Origin of the sequence: Shewanella sp. 4_MG-2023 (assembly GCF_030548015.1) — a bacterium.
Lineage (GTDB): Bacteria > Pseudomonadota > Gammaproteobacteria > Enterobacterales > Shewanellaceae > Shewanella.
Genome location: NZ_JAUORL010000003.1, coordinates 173,227 through 191,337 on the forward strand (window position 1 = coordinate 173,227; position 18,111 = coordinate 191,337).

Sequence of the window (18,111 nt, forward strand, 5' to 3'; positions counted from 1 at the left end):
TCGGCAAATGCCGATTTTTTATTGGATGTTATCTACGCGCAGAAAGGTTATAAAGGCTTCACTTGTTCAGGTTTCCATTTACGCCATTCGGCTTTCATTTTGTTATGCAGGGTAAATCTTTCATCGAGAGCTAATTGATTCGTTTTATCCGTTACTTCCTCGGTCACGACTGAAATGCCACCTGAAAGCAGCGTTTCAAGAGAGCCTGTTTCAATTTGAGCGCCAGAGAAAATACCCACTTCAAGTTTTATACCTGATGCATCCCAAAACTGACTTGTTTGATTCACTAAGTGGGCATATTGTTTTTCAATGTGTGAATACATTAATACTTGGTTGCCATTGTAAGATAATGAGTAACCATCCACTTGCCCAATAGCAATACCTCTGAAGAAAATTGGGGTGCCAATTTTTATCGAACCAAGCTGACTATCAACTAGGGTCACTTTTAATGCATCTTCATCGATATCCGCATCGTAACGCGCAGCTAGGAGACCATCAAACTGTGTTGCTTGTCGTTCTGACGTGCCAGGTAACACGCCAATGTAAGGGCCGGTTATCAAGGTTTCTGGCGCTTTAATACCCACTAATGAAATTTGTGCATCGACGACAAAAAATTCACTGTCTTCTTTGGTGAAATGTTGTGCGTATTCACCATAAAGATAAGCACTCACGGTTAAGTTGGCTAAGTCTTGATTGAGTTTAACCTGTTGGATCACACCCACTTGATGGCCTTGATAACGAATCGCTGCTTTTGCAGCTACTTTGGCATCAGCTGGTAGTGATAGTGTTATGGCTTTGGCCTGTTTTAGGGCCAGCTCTTTAGAATCATATAAACGAGTTTGATTGCCTTGTTGGTTTTCTGGCAACAAACCTAGGCTAATACTGCCTTTTAAGGCGCCTTCTAATGGAGCGATATCAACATCAATGCCAGATAAACTTGCATTGATACTGGCGGCATCATTTCGCCAAAATACGCTGTTACTTCGAACCAAGTTAGTAAACCTTTTTTGAATGGCCACCGTGATTGAAAACTTATCAGTTTGACTGTTCCAATTTACTTCTGAGACAGAGCCAATACGCATTTTTTTGTAATAAACCGGTGAGCCATGAGCTAAACCTGCGCCATCAATACTGTCTAGCGCCAAGGTACTCATTGATGATTTATTCAAGGCCGTTAAGGCTTGATCAGCAGATTGATATAACGAAAATTTTGCTTGAGGTTTAACTACAGCCTTAGCTTTACCTGGCACCAAAGATACAGCGCCAGCAAGCAGGGTATTAATATCTCGGGTTTTGACCTTTACGCCATCTAAGGAGGCATCTATGGCAAGCGCCGATTCAGACACAAAATAACTGTCCACAGTGAGTAATGATGAATATTCAGGCTGAATGTCCACTGAGTATTCAACACGGCTAAAGTCATCAGATAATTTTACTTGGCTAATCTCACCAATAGGCATTTGTTTGTAACGCACCTCAGCCCCAGCGCTTAAACCACTGTGTTCATCAGACGTTAATTTGATGGTCAACTGGCTAGCTTGCATAAGGTCCGGTGCTTGAGATTGTAATTGATACTCTTGTGGCAGCGCGTTGTCGCTCACTCCAGGTAGTACATTGACTACACTACCAGTGATCAACCTTGCAGCGTGCTTAACGCCCTCTAAAGAAATATCAGCACCTGCAATCCAAAATTGGGTATCTGCGTTTAATAAGTGTTGGTATTGACTATCAAACTTAGCTAAAAACTTCACGCCGTTTTCAGTTAGTTGGGTTTGATGAATCTTACCCACATCAATGCCGCGATAAACTAACGTTGAGCCTTGATTAATCTCATCAGCATTATCGGCTAGCAGAGTGAATTCGATGCCTTTGACTGCACTTTCTTCATCAGGGTAAAGCACAAAGTTGTCACCATTTTGCGCCGCGGCAGAATTAGCGACTGAATTAAAACTAATTCCGCCAGCGAGCAGCGATGCCAAGCTTTCGGTATTGACTTTAATGCCCGACATAGACGCATCAATTTTTAGACCTGACACGTTCCAGAACTGGGACTCTTGTGTCACTAAATGGGCGTACTGTTGCTCGATAAACGTGCTGATATTAATGGTATCGCTGTCAATTAAGCGATAGTTTACAACTTTCCCTACAGGTATTTGACGGTAAAACACCATTGAGCCGATATCCAGTGAGCCTAATTTTGAGGTGGTCAGCGTAATAAGCACCCCATTAGTATCAGGAAGCATAGTTGGCGCATCTTTTAAGGCGACAAATTCAGATGCTGAGCTGCCATCACCGGGTTGAACGGCAATATAATTGCCTGAAAACAAGGTATCTAAACCTTCAATACCAGTGATACTGGCTTTAGGCGTGACCAACCAGAACTTGGAATTTTTATTGAGAAATGGTTCAGAGCGATAATCCATAATAATTTTGACATTAACGCCAGACAATTCATTGTCGATACTGATATCTGTCACCTTACCAACGGTCAAACCTTGGTATTTGACTAAGGTTTTACCGATATCGATACCAACGGCATTAGGGAAGTGCACAATAATCTCGATACCTGATTCTTTGATGCTTTTTACACCAAGCCAAGCGCCAAGGGCCAAGGCAACAATCGGTAATAACCAAATCGGCGAGAATAATTTCTTTTTAACAACTTTTGGTGATTCAATTTGTGTCATTGTTTTTTTCCAAGCGATCCCAAAGTAAACGAGTATCTAATACCTTTGCTGCTAACTGAGTCAGTAAAATGACTAACGCAAATGCGGTTGCTGCAGGTGCGGGTTTAGCATCAAGTAATTGCCCCATATTAACGACGGCGACAGTTAACGCAATAACAAATAAATCCAGCATCGACCATCTGCCAATCCATTCAATAATATGAAAGCCTATCATGAGTTTCTTTTTAGAAACTGGCAGATTAAAGCTAATAGCGATTAAGTAAATCGCTAAGCCTATAATTTTTAGCCAAGGCACCAATATACTGGCAGTAAAGACAATAATGGCAATAGGGATCATGTCAGAGTGAACCAAATGCACAATACCAGTAAATATGGTGTCATAGGTGACTTTGCCCTGATTGGTGAGCACAGTGATTGGGTAGATATTAGCTGGGATCAGCAAAATGGCTGCGGTAATCAATAACGCCCAACTTTGCTGTAAACTGGCATGATTACGTGTTTGGATTTTAGAATCACAGCGACTACAACGGTCACGACTGATGTTATTGATTTTTCGACAAACAGTGCATAAACAAAAACCGATTTGTATTCCTTGCCGCGCAGGAGTGTTAGCGCTCATAAGCCATTCCCCACATATGTTCTAAATTATATTCCCGTTGTAAAAATAAGATAACTAAAAACAGCATACAAAAACAGAAGGTGCCCATGCCTAAATAAATATCTGAGAAGTCAGACAAGTTAAACGCAGCTACTAAAAATGAAATGACGTAAATTTCAAGCATAGTAAGTTGCGATAAGGTCGCATGGTTTTTAAGCAGTGCGCGATATGTCTTTTGCCAAAAACAGGAGTGCAATTTAAGTTTAACTATGGTGACTTGTAATAAAATCGATAAAATTAATAATCCCGGGGCAATGACCGCTGCCGCCATCACAGCGATGCCAACTATCCAATAACCTTGCAGCCACACCGTCACAGCCGTTTCAAAAACTGTTGTTGTTCGCACACTGCCTAAAAAGTTGATTTCTATGATGGGTAAAAAGTTAGCCGGAATATAAAATAATAATGCCGCGATACACAAGGCAAGCATGCCATTGATTGAGCAGTAAGGAACGTCATAAAGTGCCGTATGACAGCGAGGGCATAACGCGCGAACATTAGACGGTAAGGCGCGCTTTTGAACGGCTAAGTCACAGGAGCGGCATAATATAATGGTGTTCGGGTCAAGACTTTTCGGCATAGATAAAGGAAAACCGTCCATGTAGTGAAATATTAATGAGCAATAAAATAATAAAAAACGCTTTGTTTTGATTAAAAACACAGTGGAAATATTATTTATCAAGTTACAATAAAACCTAATAATACCAGAATAATCAGAATACTTGCATCAGAAGTTAGTTCTATGACACTCTATGCACTGTATATAAAAACAGTAAGAGGTTAATCATGGCTGTAATAACAAAGTTTGTCGTGGTAAGAGAAGGGGTTGAGAAGATGACGTTTACATCTAAGAAAGAAGCTGACGCCTACGACAAAATGCTCGACATTGCGGATAACTTAGTGCCTTTTATTTCTGGCGCTGAGCTGGAAATAGAGGAAAATAGTGTCGAAAAACTTGCTTTTTATCTTGCATCTAACAAGGATGAACTTGCAAATTTATTAAAAGGGATCGTAAAGCCTAAAACGGGTACACCCAAAACAGCAAACAAAAAAGCCACTAAAAAAGCGGCTGCAGAATAATAAAAACCTCACTTAGGATGGAAAATGAAAGCTGAGTTTTATGACACATTAAACCGCCAAGTACTGGCATTAATGACCGGTGAAGACGACCTTATTGCAGGAATGGCAAACTTTTCAGCGTTATTAAATGACAACTTAGATGATATAAATTGGGTTGGCTTCTATATTAAGCGTGAAGAACAACTCGTTCTTGGTCCGTTTCAAGGAAAAGTTGCTTGTACACGTATTGTGATCGGTAAAGGTGTATGCGGCACAGCAGCGGCAAATGATGAAACACAATTAGTGGCAGATGTGCATCAATTTGCAGGACATATTGCCTGTGATGCTGCCAGTAATTCTGAAATTGTAGTCCCTGTTCGCCAAGGCAATGACGTAGTTGCGGTATTAGATATTGATAGCCCATCATTGAATCGTTTTGATACAGACGATAGAAAAGGCTTAGAAATGCTAGTAAAAAGCTTTGAATCTTGCCTATTTGCTTAATTAGCGACCAAATATAGCAAATTGCGGGTCGCAATCGCTGCCATGAGCTTTATAATACCGAACAGCGCGCATTGCTATGGATAAAATTTATTTACTGTAAAATTACAGCTAAGTGAGTTAATTTGTTAAAGCATGTTTCAATTGCTTTAGCAATCGAATAAGAAGTGCTAATTTGAACGTTAAGCAAGATCTGTTTAACGAAAGATAAACGACTGTACTCGCAAAGAAAGCTGAGACTCAGTCCCTTTTATAACGTGGAAGTAAAAATGGAATCAACAGACAAGTTGACCGACACCAACGCAGTTTTAGCGTATTTATATGAAACATTTCCTTTATGCTTTATTGCAGAAGGTGAAACTAAGCCATTAAAAATTGGGTTGTTTCAAGATTTAGCTGCTAGGTTGGCTGATGATTCTAAAGTAAGTAAAACACAATTACGTGTAGCACTTAGACGTTATACAAGCAGCTGGCGCTACTTGAAAGGCGTTAAAGCGGGTGTTCAACGTATCGATCTTGACGGTCAAGATTGTGGCGAATTGGAGCAAGAACATATTGACCACGCTCAACAAACGTTGAAAGAAGGTCAAGAAAAAGCCAAAGCTAAGCGTCAAGCTGTAGCGGCTAAAGCGGCCCCTAAAAAGCCAGCAAGAAAACCTGCAGCTAAAGCGCCGGTTAAAAAAGACCGTCCAGCTAAGCCTGCAAAACCTGCAGCGCCTAAAATTAATTATGTTGCTGCTAAATTTGACGAGCTTAAACAAAAACAACGTGTTAGTGTCAAGTTAGGGCAAAACCCTGTACCTGGTGTTATCACTGACATCAAGAAAGAAGATATCCATGTACAGCTAGATACTGGATTAATCGTAAAAGTTCGTGCAGAGCATATTTTATTATCGTGATCATTTAAGGAGTAACTTGTTGATGCGAAAACTCACTTTGGCTGCGTCGATTGCCACTTTATTTGTCGGTTTTTCGGCTTGGGCAATAACACCAACGATTCAAATCAACGAGTTACCTAAACTTGAGCAAGAGCCTCAACACAAGGTTGCAAGTAAAAGGGTAACGAATTTATTTACTCGTTCTCACTATCATCGCTTTGAACTTGATGATGCTTTTTCTGAGTTGATTTACGAAAGATATTTGCAACAACTTGATTTTCGTCGCAATGTTCTAACTCAAGCTGATGTTGATACTTTTAAACAGTATCAGCATTCGTTTGACGATATGGTCAAATCTGGCAATATCGAACCCGCCTTTGATATGTACTCCTTAGTGCAAAAACGTCGTTATGAACGTTTTGCTTATGCGCTTACTTTACTTGATAAAGAATTCGACTTTACCGAAGCCGGCGATGCTTACGAGTTTGATCGTGAAGAAGCTGCTTGGCCAAAAGATGAAGCTGAGCTCAATGAGCTATGGCGTCAACGAGTTAAATATGACGCACTGAATCTAAAACTTGCTGGTAAAGATTGGAAAGAAACCGTCGAAGTATTAGGCAAGCGCTATAACAATGCCATCAAGCGTTTAAGTCAAACACAAAGCGAGGATGTATTCCAAGGTGTGATGAATGCCTTTGCTCGCACGGTAGAGCCTCATACCAGTTACTTGTCTCCTCGTAATGCAGAACGTTTCCAAATGGAAATGAACTTAAGCCTTGAAGGTATTGGCGCTGTACTGCAAATGGATGATGACTATACTATTATTAAAAGTTTAGTTGCTGGTGGCCCCGCTGCTACCAGTGAAAAATTATCACCTGAAGATAAAATTATTGGCGTAGGCCAAAAAGACGGTGAAATTGTTGATGTTATCGGTTGGCGATTAGACGATGTTGTAGAGTTAATTAAAGGCCCAAAAGGCAGTGAAGTTAACTTACAAATTTTACCTAAAAAAGGTGGCGCCAATGCAAAAGCATTTGAAGTGACCATTATCCGCGACAAAATTCGTTTAGAAGATCGCGCAGCAACATCAAAAGTGATTGAGCCAACAGAAGGCGACTATGCCAACCGTAAAGTCGGTGTGATTCAAATTCCTGGTTTTTACATGAACTTGTCAGTTGATGTAGAAAAAGAATTGGTTAAATTAAAAGAGCAAAACGTTGAAGGCGTTATCATTGATTTACGTCGCAATGGCGGCGGAGCCTTAACAGAAGCCACATTATTAACCGGTTTGTTTATTGATATGGGCCCAGTGGTTCAGATTCGTGATGCCAACGGCCGAGTTACTCAAAACCGCGATAATGATGGCAAGAGCGCATATGATGGCCCATTAACTGTCATGGTTGATCGTTATAGTGCATCAGCGTCTGAAATTTTTGCAGCGGCATTGCAAGATTACGATAGAGCCTTAATTGTTGGTGAAGCTAGTTTTGGTAAAGGTACAGTGCAGCAGCACAAAAGCCTTGGCAGAATTTATGACATGTACGACAAACCAATTGGTCACGTGCAATACACCATTGCTAAGTTTTATCGCATAAATGGTGGCAGTACCCAACTTAAAGGTGTGACGCCAGATATTATGTTCCCAAGTGCATTAGAGCCGGGTGAATATGGTGAATCTGAAGAGAAGAATGCACTGCCATGGGACAAGGTGCCTGTCGCGCAATACGGCACCTTAGGCAATATCAAGCCAGAGCTAATTACTAAGCTTGATGAAAAGCATCAGCAACGTATTAAAGCAGACGTTGAATTTGGCTATATCTTTGAAGATATCGCTGAATTTAAGAAGCATCATGATGATAAAACCATTTCATTAGTTGAAAGTGAGCGAATCGCTTCCCGTGAAGATGATGATAAGCGCTTACTTGATAGAACCAATGAACGCCGTGTTAAAAATGGTTTAGAACCATTAGCCTCTTTAGATGACGATGAAGAAATCGAAGACGGTGCAGATACTAGCATTGAGGCAACTGAAGTGGCACAAGCAAATGAGGCTGACGAAGAAACTGAAGACGAGTTAGTTGTGCCAGATGCTTTCTTAGACGAAACAGCATTAATCACCTTAGATATGGTTGATGCAAAGAAACTCGCAGTGAAGTAAACTTTATTTCGTGCCAAAAAAACGCGCTCTAAGCGCGTTTTTTATTAAGTGAATTTTAGCTCTAACAAGAGCAGTGTTATTCAAGGATTACCTATGACTCAAGCACAAGCAAAACATCTTAAAGATTATAAATCACCTTTATTTACCATTAGTCATATTGCATTAGATTTTGACTTAAAAGGTGCTGAAACTCAGGTCGTTGCAACGAGTAAAGTTCAAAGAGTTGGTGAGCACAAAGACGCTTTGCATTTAGTCGGTGAGCAAATACAGTTAACCTCAGTATTGATTAACGGTCAAAAAGCTAACTATAAAGTAGACAGCAATGAGCTTATCATTGACACCGAGCTATCTGAGTTTGAATTAACTGTTGTGACTAAACAAGATCCTGAAGCTAACTCAAGCCTAGAAGGTTTGTATATGTCCGATGGCGCTTATTGCACTCAGTGTGAAGCAGAAGGCTTTAGACGAATTACTTATTTCCTTGATCGCCCCGATGTTTTAGCCATTTATAGCGTCAGAATCGAAGCAGATAAAGCAGCGTTTCCGTTTTTATTGAGTAATGGTAATTTAGTCGAGCAGGGCACTTGTGCTGATGAAAGTCGCCACTTTGTTCGTTGGCAAGATCCTTTCCCAAAACCGAGCTACTTATTTGCGTTAGTTGCAGGCGATTTTGATTTATTAGAAGATAAATTTATCACCCGTAGTGGAAGAGAAGTAAAGCTACAAGTATTTGTGGATAAAGGTAATTTACATAAAGCCAACCACGCCATGGTGTCATTGCAAAAGTCGATGGCATGGGATGAGTCGCGTTTTGATTTAGAGTATGACTTAGATATCTACATGATAGTCGCGGTAGATTTTTTCAACATGGGTGCAATGGAAAATAAAGGCCTCAATGTATTTAATACCAAGTATGTATTAGCAGATACCGCCAGCGCGACAGATGAAGACTATCATGGCATTGAATCCGTTGTTGGGCATGAGTATTTCCATAACTGGACAGGTAACCGAGTGACTTGTCGTGATTGGTTCCAATTAAGCCTTAAAGAAGGGCTCACGGTATTTAGAGATCAAGAATTTAGTTCCGATTTAGGTTCTCGCGCTGTTAACCGCATTCAAGCTATTCGTGTCATGAAAAATCAACAGTTTGCCGAAGATGCTGGACCTATGTCACATCCTATTCGCCCTGAATCTGTCATTGAAATGAATAACTTCTATACCGTGACCGTTTATAACAAAGGCGCAGAAGTCATTCGCATGATGCACACCATTTTAGGTGAAGCTAAATTCCAGCTAGGAATGAAGTGTTATTTTGAGCGTCATGATGGTCAAGCTGTAACCTGCGATGACTTTGTCAACGCGATGGAAACAGCAAGCGGAATCGATTTGTCTCAATTTAGACGCTGGTATAGGCAAGCAGGCACTCCGGTGCTTAAAGTAACAGATCACTATAATGCTGCGACTAAGCAATATTCACTGACTGTTGCACAATCTGTGATGTCTAACGGTGTTGCAGGGGAGGTATTACATATCCCGTTCAGCATTGAGCTACTCGATACTCAAGGTCAGTCAGTTGCTAATACCGTGTTAGATGTAAAACAAGCACAGGAAACCTTTGTGTTTGACAATATTGCGTCAGCGCCAATTCCATCATTATTACAAGACTTTTCAGCGCCAGTAAGACTTGATTATCAATTTAATGTTGATCAGTTAGTGCACTTAACGCGCTACGCATCAAGCGAAGTGGCTCGCTGGGAAGCATCTGTTGGGTTATTTAGCCAAGCCGTGTGGCAAAACGTCGCCAGTCTTGAAGCGAAAGAAACGATGCATTTAGATGCCAGAGTCATTGAAGCTGTTAGAGGAATTATCCTCGATGAAAGCATCGATAAAGCGCTAGTGGCTGAGATTTTGGCATTCCCAAGTGCTGCAGCATTAATTGAACAAGTAGAGACAGTGAACTTAGATGCCTTGGCGGCTGCAAGAGAGTTTGTGGTTAATGAAATCGCAGAGTCTTGTTTAGACGAGCTGGTAACGCGCTATCGTAGCTTGATTAATGAAGATAATGCAGCAAGTCGTGCATTTAAGAATATTTGCTTAAGTTTGTTGTCTAAAGTGTCTTCTGAATATGAAGACTTGGTGATTAACCAATATCAGCAAGCTTCAAATATGACAGATAGCTTAGGCGCATTAAAAGCGGCAGTCTCGGGCCAGTTGACTTGTCAGCAGTCATTAATGCAAGATTTTGAGCAAAAGTGGCTAAAAACGCCGCTAGTGATGGATAAGTGGTTTAGCTTACAAGCCTCGCAAAATACCGCAGATGTGTTGGAGGTTATTAAAGGGCTCACTGAGCATGAAAGTTTTAGTTTCAATAACCCTAATCGCGTACGCTCATTAATTGGATTTTTCGTAGCGGCAAACACCTATCAATTCCATGATGCTTCAGGTAAAGGTTACCAGTATCTAACTGATGTACTGATCAAGCTTAACGAGTTAAACCCACAAATAGCGGCAAGAATGATCACTCCGCTTATTCAATTCAGCAAGTTTGACGAAAACCGTCAGCAACTAATGAAAGCATCGTTACTGCGATTGAAAGCATTACCGAATTTATCTAAAGATTTATTCGAGAAAGTTGAAAAGGCGTTAGAGCAAGCTTAACTATCATTTTAACAATTAACGCCCACAAGGATTTAATTAATTGTTGTGGGCTTTTTTATAGGGTTTTATAGAGTCACCATGGAATTTTACTTTTCAATCTATGTTAGCTTCAATGATTTTCTACCTTTTTACCAAGGTATAGTGAAAAACGTCGAAGTTCGGGACCGTAATGGCAAAGTATTACACATCAATGGTAAATATTTCAGACCATTTGTGACTGCTTCCGGCATTCATGGCTGTTTCATTTTACGCCTTAATACTTCAGGTAATTTCATTTCACTAAACAAGATTTAGAGTATTTACTTAAAACGGTCGATTGATTAGAGAGTGTTAAATTAGCTGGAATTATCACCTCTAACTTATTGAAAGTTAACAATTACATTTAAAGATTACTCACGGCTCATATATTTAAGCCATTCAATTCAAATCAGTCTGACTTTTTTTACCCATAAAATCATCTAACTGCACCAATTCATTCATAAATTTTCTTTTTTTTGAACTTGCCGAACTATGTTAATTGCTGTAACAATGGTGTTACCTGTAGGCTAACAAAATGTTGGTTTAAATCCTATAACAACGAATCCGGCAGGTTACGGAGAGAAGCAAAATGAATATTGTTAAAAGACGCTTTAACAAGTCGGCACTCGCTTTGGGGGTGGTGTCGGCATTAACTTTGGGGATGAGCAGTAGCGTTAATGCTGTTTCATTTGATTGGGGAGAAGTACGCGGTACTTTCGATTCTACTTGGACTGTCGGAGCTAGCTGGCGTGTGTCTGATAGAGATTGGGAAGGACAGATCGGTAAGGTCAACCAACCTCAAATGGATTGGTCTAATTACTCTGCCTTTGGTGGGGCTTTTGGCGAAACACCCATCTATACTACGGCTCAAATTTGGGACCAAGCAGGTTCTTACTCAAGTAACAACGACCTGAGTAACCTACTGTATTCGAAAGGGGATACCACCTCTGAACGTTTCAAAGGGTTACATGAACTGTCACTAGAGTATAAAAATTTCGGTTTGTTTGTTCGTGGTATGTACTTCTACGATACTAAAATCAGCGATGGTGATTATGACTTTAATGACCCGCTAACTGGCAAAGAATTTGATCCGTGTGAAGATAGCCGCGCATCAGAAGTGCAATGTAAAGACATTCGCTTATTAGATGCTTTTGTATACGGTAATTTCGATTTAAATGATGGCAAAAACCCATTATCAGTCCGTGTGGGTAACCAAGTTATTTCTTGGGGTGAAAGTACCCTAATACCTCATGGTATTGGTGTGATTAACCCAGTCGATTTAAATATTCTCAATGCACCGGGTGCCGAGCTTAAAGAAGCATTTCGTCCGCAAGGCATGGTGTGGGCTTCATTAGGTCTAACTGAAAATTTAAACGTTGAAGCTTATTACCAATATGATTGGGAGCCAATTTGGGTACCAACACCTGGTTCTAACTTCGCGACAAACGATTTTGCTGGTTTTGGCGGTTATAGCCAAAATGCACAGTTAGGTTTTAACGCTAACCCTGATATTAATCTTGAATTCTTAATGTCTGAATATGCTTCACTTTATGGTGCAGCTGCTGCAGCTAATTTTGACCCTGCATTCGCTGCTTATATGGTGCCATACGCAACTAAAGTTGCGTTAATTCAGGATGAAGAAGAGCCTGCAGATGATGGCCAATATGGTATCAAACTAGGTTATTACGCGCCTAATTTCGGTGAAACTGAATTTGGCTTGTATTACATGAATTACCATAGTCGCCGCCCTATCATCAGTGGTACAGCATCAAACTTTACCAGTGAAGCTGTGGCTCGTGATTATGGCCGTTTAGCTGCAAGTGGCGGTGAAATTGACCGCGAACTTATGCTAAGCATGGAAACATTTACTAAAGCACAAATTGTTTACCCAGAAGATATTCAATTATATGGCGCAAGTTTTAACACTTTAGTGGGCGACACCTCAGTAGCTGGTGAAGTATCTCATCGTATTGATGAGCCTTTACAAATTGATGATGTTGAATTGTTATTTGCTGGTATGCCTGAGCAGCTTGCAAATGCAGGACTTCGTCCTGATCTAGAAGGCCTATCGCAAATCGAAGGCGTACAGCCCGGTGAGACTATTGATGGTTTCATTTTATCTGATACCACTCAAGCTCAGTTCACTTTAACCCATTTATTTGGTCCAACTTGGGGGACAGATAATTTAGTGATGCTCGCTGAGGTTGGCGGCGTGTGGATCCATGACATGCCAGGATTTGATGAGCTACGTTTAAATGGCCCAGGAACAGCTCGTTCTGGTGGCAATCCTGATATGCCAGGCATTATCGAAGCACTGCATGATGGTCCTGAAACTAATCCGTTCCCTACTGATTTTGCTTGGGGATATCGTTTAGTTGCTAAGGCTGACTTTAACAATGTCTTTGCCGGTGTGAATATGTCACCGCGGGTGATTTTCTCTCACGATGTTGACGGTATTACACCAGATCCAATGTTCTTATTTACTGAAGGGCGTAAGTCTGTGGCTGTTGGTCTAAACTTTGACTATCGCAGTCGCTGGGGGGCAGATGTGTCCTATAACAGCTTCTTTGGTGGCGTAGGCACAACTAATGCAATGACTGATAGAGATTATGTCTCTTTCAACGTCAAGTATTCGATCTAAAAGGATAATAATAATGAAGAAACTGACGATATTATCGGCTGCTGTCATGTTATCGCTGACTGCACCAGTAGCGATGGCGAAAGTATCAGAAGCCGAAGCTGCAAAATTAGGTACTGAATTAACCCCTTTAGGGGCAGTTATGGCAGCTAATGCTGATGGCTCTATCCCTGCATGGGATAAGGGGATTACATCAGCACCAGCTGGGTATGAGAAGGGCATGCATCATCCAGACCCTTTTCCAAACGATAAAGTGTTATTTACTATTACCAATGCTAACAAAGCACAATATGCTGAGTTTTTAACACCGGGTCAGGTGAAGTTATTTGAACTGTATCCAGATACCTACAAAATGAATGTATATGAGACTCGTCGTACAGCGTCTGTGCCTCAGTATGTTTATGATGCAACTAAAGCTAATGCGTTGAACGCTGAATTAGTTTCAAATGGTAATGGCGTGAGTGGAGCATCTATTGGTGTGCCATTTCCAATCCCATCAACTGGTTTAGAGGTTATTTGGAACCATATTTTGCGTTACCGCGGTGTTGATGTTGAAACGTATCGTAGCCAAGCTTCGCCTACAAAAGGTGGCGCTTACACCTTGATCGAAACCGCTGAAGAGATCCGTTTTGAGTATAGCCGTCCAGAGATCACACTTGATAAGCTTGCTGAAACTAATACCTTGTTCTTCTTTAAACAAGTTGTTCGTCAGCCAGCACGTCTTGCTGGTACTGCATTGTTAGTTAAAGAAACCATGGATCAAGAAGCATTACCTCGTCAAGCATGGACTTATAACACTGGCCAACGCCGTGTTCGTAAAGCGCCAAACGTTGCTTTTGATACGCCGGGTACTGTTTCAGATGGTCTAAGAACCACAGATGATTTTGATATGTTCAATGGCTCTCCAGTACGTTATAACTGGGAACTCGTTGGTAAGAAAGAAGTTTATATCCCTTACAATGATTACAAACTTCATTCTGATGCACTTGAATATGATCAAATATTAAAACCTGGTCATATCAATCCTGAGTATGCTCGTTGGGAAAAACACCGTGTTTGGGAAGTAAAAGCAACCCTTAAAGATGGTATGCGTCATATCTATAAAACGCGTGTTTTCTATATTGATGAAGATTCATGGCAAGTATCGTTGACCGATATGTATGATAACCGTGATGAGCTTTATCGTGTAGGTACTGCACATTCTATCAACTACTATGAAGTTCCAACTCATTGGAGTACGTTAGAAATTTTCCACGATTTACAATCTCGTCGTTACTTGGCTATGGGATTAGATAACGAAGGCCGCATGTATAATTTTGATGCCAAGCTTTCTGAAGCTAATTTCACACCTGATGCGCTTCGTCGCGCAGGTATTCGCTAAGACCTTTATGGGGCGCATCATGCGCCCCAGCTATTCTTAAGGAAGTTTGTATGTCGTTTCGCACACTTCGCAATGTAGCCGTAATCAGCCTTAGCTGTTTTTTCAGTGTTGCATCCGCAAATGTTCAATTTGATCCGCTCAGCGTTCAACTCCAACCCCTTGCTCAATCATCTTTAGTGTTAGATATTGCTAACGCTGGCGATAAGCTAGTTGCTGTTGGTGAACGTGGCCATGTATTAGTCAAACAACAACAATGGCAACAAGTGACTACGCCTGTTATCGCGCACTTAACCAAAGTATTTTTCCTCGATGAGATGCAAGGCTGGGCCGTGGGTCATGATGCAACCATCATTCATACCCAAGACGGTGGCTTAACTTGGGCCTTACAATTTCAGTCATTTGAAATTGAAAAGCCGTTATTAGATATCTTATTTTTTGATGATAAAAACGGTATAGCGGTTGGGGCATATGGCTTGTTTTATCGCACCGAGGATGGCGGTCAAAACTGGCAAGAAGAATTCCATGAAGAGTTATTATTCGAAGAAGATATTGGTTATTTAGCGGATTTAAAAGCTGAAGATGAAGCGCTGTATTTATCTGAACGTGCCGCACTATTACCTCATTTTAACCGCATTATTCAATTAGCTGACAATAGTTTATTAATGGTTGGTGAACTTGGACTAGTGGCCACATCAATTGATAATGGTAAAACCTTTAGTGCACAAGATTTTGTTTATGACGGTTCAATGTTTAATGCCATTGAAACAGATAGCAATATCTTTTTGATGGGGCTTCGTGGACATGTTTTTGTAACCGATAAACAATTTTCACAATGGAGTGAAATTGAATTACCGGTCAAGTCAACAATACATAACGCCTTTATCAACCCTGATGGCTCACTATACCTAGTGGGTAATGCTGGCATGATTATCCAACTTAATAACGAACTTGAGGCTAAGGTCATTGCTCGTAGACAAGGTGAAAACATTGTTGCTGTAGCCAGTGACAACCAAGGCGAACTTTGGTTTGCAGGTACTAAAGGCTTATTTCAACTTAAGTAAACATCACAAAATGATAACTATAAATAAAACAACAATAATAGGGCCGATAAGATGTTAGAAAAACTGGTCAATGGATTCGAAAGTTACCTCTTTAGACACAGGATGTGGGTAATATTTTCATTTATATTAATTACCTTCTTTCTAGGTTACCAAGCTAGCCAATTAAAAATGGATGCCGCTTTTAGTAAGAATATTCCATTAAATCATGAATACATGAAAACCTATACCAAGCATCAAAAAGATTTTGGTGGTGCGAATAGGATCATGGTGGCAGTGGAAGATACCAGCGGCAATATTTTTAACCCAGAGTATTTTGAAACCCTCAAAAATGTACATGATCAACTCTTTTTCATTCCTGGGGTTGAGCGCTCTCAAGTTAAGTCATTGTATTCACCTTCGACTCGATTTACCGAAGTCGTTGAAGATGGTTTTGCTGGTGGGCCGGTTATTCCTGCTGACTTTCGTAATGATGAATATGGCTTAAATACTGTCAGAGACAATATCGAAAAAGCCGGTATTGTTGGCCGCTTAGTGTCCAATGATTATTCATCAGCTATGTTAACGGCGCAGTTAATGGAGTTTGTAGCAAAAACAGATGAAGAAATGGCCGCATCTGAAGGCGCTGAAAAGGATGTTACTTTTAAGCCGTTAAATACGATTCAATTTGCTCAGCAACTTGAAAATGAATTACGCGCTAAATATGAAACCGATACCATCAAAATCCATATTATTGGTTTTGCTAAAATGGCTGGTGATGTAGCTGAAGGCGCTAAGGGCGTGCTGCTGTTTTTCTTGATTGCTATCGCAATCACAGCTGTGATGGTTTATTTATTTTCTAAGTCATTAATGCTGACGATTTTGCCTTTAGTATGCAGCTTAATTGCGGTGGTGTGGCAACTTGGGTTGTTAACAGTAGTAGGTTTTGGTTTAGATCCAATGTCAATTCTTGTACCATTTTTGGTGTTTGCAATTGGCGTAAGCCATGGGGTACAAATGATTAATGCGGTTAGGCGCCGTGTTGGTGATGGACAAGCCACTAAAGCTGCAGCTGCATCCGCGTTTCGTAGTTTATTAGTACCAGGCGGTATTGCATTATTATCAGACACCGTTGGCTTTTTAACCTTACTTGCAATCGATATCGGTATTATTAGAGAGTTAGCGATATCGGCATCATTAGGTGTTGCTGTTATTATTTTGACCAATTTAATTTTATTGCCACTGGTTATTTCTTACACCAACATCAAACCGGTTCAAGAGAATAAAGCGCAAAAAGATAAAATTGAAGGGATTTGGCGTAGCTTATCTAAATTTGCCACTCCTAAATATGCTGTCATTGTGCTGATTTGTACTGCACTGTTATATGCTTTTGGCTTGCAACAAGCCAGTAATATGAAAATAGGTGACCTTCAAGGCGGTGCGCCGGCATTGCATCTTGATTCAAGATACAACCAAGATACTTTTTATATTACTGATAATTATTCAATTACCACTGATTATATGACGGTGATTGTTGAAGCAACCCCTGAAGCCTGTACTTATCATTCCATATTAGCTGAGATCGATCAATTCGAATGGATGGTGGCCAATACCCCGGGAGTTGAATCAACAGCCAGTTTAGCGTCAGTGGCTAAGCAGGTTAATGCCGGCTTTAACGAAGGTAACCCTAAGTGGCAAATATTGCCAAGAACCACAGCAAGTTTAGTGCAAGCGGTAGGACGAGTACCAACGACATCAGGTTTATTAAACGGCAACTGTTCGGTGATGCCTATTTTCTTATTTTTGAAAGATCATAAGGCTGAAACCATTGAAGTGGTGATTGCTAAAGTCAAAGATGTAGCTGAAAAGCTCAATACCGAAACATTACAATTTAAACTGGCTTCTGGCCCTGTTGGTGTCATGGCTGCGACTAACGAAGCTGTTAGTGAAGCGCAGCTACCTATGATGATTTATGTTTATGGCGCTGTATTTATCCTATGTTTAATTAGCTTCAAATCACTTAAAGCGACGGTAGCAGTGATTGTGCCGTTATATGTGGTGTCGACATTAGCACAAGCATTAATGACTTGGCTTGATATCGGCCTTGCGGTGAGCACTTTACCGGTGATTGCATTAGGTGTTGGTATTGGTGTTGATTATGGTATTTATATTCTCTCGACTATGGCAGGTAAACTCAACAATGGCATGGCGGTGCAGCAAGCCTATTTTGAAGCGTTAATTGAGCGAGGCAGTGCGGTTATTTTTACCGGGCTTACTTTAGCCATCGGTGTGAGTACTTGGTTCTTTTCTGCGCTGAAATTCCAAATGGATATGGGAATTTTATTAACATTCATGTTTTTAGTAAATATGTTGGGAGCGATAATTATTTTGCCCGCATTATCAGCCGTTTTCTGGCGCAAACCCAAGTAAGTTAAAGG

The 18,111-nt window shown here is 40.6% G+C and carries 13 protein-coding genes; 10 read left to right on the forward strand and 3 right to left on the reverse strand.

Annotated features, from left to right (window positions below; translation table 11 throughout):
- Positions 1 to 47: 47 nt before the first annotated feature.
- From Q4546_RS02715 to Q4546_RS02725, 3 genes are read right to left on the reverse strand one after another with little or no spacing between them, the layout of a single operon-like run.
- On the reverse strand, positions 48 to 2,687 hold the full coding sequence (locus Q4546_RS02715; RefSeq protein WP_303409884.1) for an MlaD family protein: 2,640 nt from the start codon (positions 2,685 to 2,687) through the stop codon (positions 48 to 50).
- Positions 2,674 to 3,306, reverse strand: a complete 633-nt coding sequence (locus Q4546_RS02720) for a paraquat-inducible protein A (protein WP_102437835.1) — start codon at positions 3,304 to 3,306, stop codon at positions 2,674 to 2,676. The genes Q4546_RS02715 and Q4546_RS02720 overlap by 14 nt, the downstream gene beginning before the upstream one ends.
- Positions 3,296 to 3,925, reverse strand: a complete 630-nt coding sequence (locus Q4546_RS02725; protein ID WP_102437903.1) for a paraquat-inducible protein A — start codon at positions 3,923 to 3,925, stop codon at positions 3,296 to 3,298. The genes Q4546_RS02720 and Q4546_RS02725 overlap by 11 nt, the downstream gene beginning before the upstream one ends.
- A 206-nt stretch (positions 3,926 to 4,131) precedes the next feature.
- On the opposite strand from Q4546_RS02725, the gene Q4546_RS02730 reads away from it, so the two are divergent.
- The 10 genes from Q4546_RS02730 (at position 4,132) to Q4546_RS02775 (ending at position 18,103) form a co-directional block, all read left to right on the forward strand.
- A complete protein-coding gene (locus Q4546_RS02730) occupies positions 4,132 to 4,425 on the forward strand; it encodes a YebG family protein (protein ID WP_303445631.1) in 294 nt (97 codons plus the stop codon).
- 24 nt (positions 4,426 to 4,449) lie between these two features.
- Positions 4,450 to 4,908 (forward strand): GAF domain-containing protein, encoded by a 459-nt coding sequence (locus Q4546_RS02735; RefSeq protein ID WP_102437831.1) that lies wholly within the window; start codon positions 4,450 to 4,452, stop codon positions 4,906 to 4,908.
- 266 nt (positions 4,909 to 5,174) lie between these two features.
- Positions 5,175 to 5,804 (forward strand): RNA chaperone ProQ, encoded by a 630-nt coding sequence (gene proQ / locus Q4546_RS02740; RefSeq protein ID WP_102437829.1) that lies wholly within the window; start codon positions 5,175 to 5,177, stop codon positions 5,802 to 5,804.
- Between the two features lie 22 nt (positions 5,805 to 5,826).
- Positions 5,827 to 7,941 carry a carboxy terminal-processing peptidase gene (prc, locus tag Q4546_RS02745; RefSeq protein ID WP_198590479.1) on the forward strand — a complete coding sequence of 705 codons (2,115 nt, stop codon included), beginning with the start codon at positions 5,827 to 5,829 and terminating at the stop codon, positions 7,939 to 7,941.
- 93 nt (positions 7,942 to 8,034) lie between these two features.
- Complete coding sequence (pepN, locus tag Q4546_RS02750) at positions 8,035 to 10,599, forward strand: aminopeptidase N (protein ID WP_303445632.1); 2,565 nt, start codon at positions 8,035 to 8,037, stop codon at positions 10,597 to 10,599.
- A 78-nt stretch (positions 10,600 to 10,677) separates the two neighbouring features.
- Positions 10,678 to 10,893 (forward strand): DUF2835 domain-containing protein, encoded by a 216-nt coding sequence (locus tag Q4546_RS02755; protein WP_303445633.1) that lies wholly within the window; start codon positions 10,678 to 10,680, stop codon positions 10,891 to 10,893.
- A 313-nt stretch (positions 10,894 to 11,206) separates the two neighbouring features.
- Complete coding sequence (locus tag Q4546_RS02760; RefSeq protein WP_303445634.1) at positions 11,207 to 13,258, forward strand: DUF1302 domain-containing protein; 2,052 nt, start codon at positions 11,207 to 11,209, stop codon at positions 13,256 to 13,258.
- A gap of 13 nt (positions 13,259 to 13,271) precedes the next feature.
- Positions 13,272 to 14,636, forward strand: a complete 1,365-nt coding sequence (locus Q4546_RS02765) for a DUF1329 domain-containing protein (protein WP_303445635.1) — start codon at positions 13,272 to 13,274, stop codon at positions 14,634 to 14,636.
- A 50-nt stretch (positions 14,637 to 14,686) separates the two neighbouring features.
- Positions 14,687 to 15,697, forward strand: a complete 1,011-nt coding sequence (locus tag Q4546_RS02770; protein ID WP_303445636.1) for a YCF48-related protein — start codon at positions 14,687 to 14,689, stop codon at positions 15,695 to 15,697.
- A gap of 51 nt (positions 15,698 to 15,748) precedes the next feature.
- Positions 15,749 to 18,103 carry an RND family transporter gene (locus Q4546_RS02775; RefSeq protein WP_102437815.1) on the forward strand — a complete coding sequence of 785 codons (2,355 nt, stop codon included), beginning with the start codon at positions 15,749 to 15,751 and terminating at the stop codon, positions 18,101 to 18,103.
- Positions 18,104 to 18,111: the final 8 nt, after the last annotated feature.

Excerpts from the sequence above, each read along its gene's own strand:
- Q4546_RS02755 (WP_303445633.1), top strand. The coding sequence starts at position 10,678 with ATGGAATTTTACTTTTCAATCTATGTTAGCTTCAATGATTTTCTACCT.
- Q4546_RS02730 (WP_303445631.1), top strand. The coding sequence starts at position 4,132 with ATGGCTGTAATAACAAAGTTTGTCGTGGTAAGAGAAGGGGTTGAGAAG.
- Q4546_RS02715 (WP_303409884.1), bottom strand. The coding sequence starts at position 2,687 with ATGACACAAATTGAATCACCAAAAGTTGTTAAAAAGAAATTATTCTCG.
- Q4546_RS02760 (WP_303445634.1), top strand. The coding sequence starts at position 11,207 with ATGAATATTGTTAAAAGACGCTTTAACAAGTCGGCACTCGCTTTGGGG.
- Q4546_RS02735 (WP_102437831.1), top strand. The coding sequence starts at position 4,450 with ATGAAAGCTGAGTTTTATGACACATTAAACCGCCAAGTACTGGCATTA.
- Q4546_RS02775 (WP_102437815.1), top strand. The coding sequence starts at position 15,749 with ATGTTAGAAAAACTGGTCAATGGATTCGAAAGTTACCTCTTTAGACAC.
- Q4546_RS02720 (WP_102437835.1), bottom strand. The coding sequence starts at position 3,306 with ATGAGCGCTAACACTCCTGCGCGGCAAGGAATACAAATCGGTTTTTGT.
- pepN (WP_303445632.1), top strand. The coding sequence starts at position 8,035 with ATGACTCAAGCACAAGCAAAACATCTTAAAGATTATAAATCACCTTTA.
- proQ (WP_102437829.1), top strand. The coding sequence starts at position 5,175 with ATGGAATCAACAGACAAGTTGACCGACACCAACGCAGTTTTAGCGTAT.
- Q4546_RS02770 (WP_303445636.1), top strand. The coding sequence starts at position 14,687 with ATGTCGTTTCGCACACTTCGCAATGTAGCCGTAATCAGCCTTAGCTGT.
- Q4546_RS02725 (WP_102437903.1), bottom strand. The coding sequence starts at position 3,925 with ATGCCGAAAAGTCTTGACCCGAACACCATTATATTATGCCGCTCCTGT.
- prc (WP_198590479.1), top strand. The coding sequence starts at position 5,827 with ATGCGAAAACTCACTTTGGCTGCGTCGATTGCCACTTTATTTGTCGGT.
- Q4546_RS02765 (WP_303445635.1), top strand. The coding sequence starts at position 13,272 with ATGAAGAAACTGACGATATTATCGGCTGCTGTCATGTTATCGCTGACT.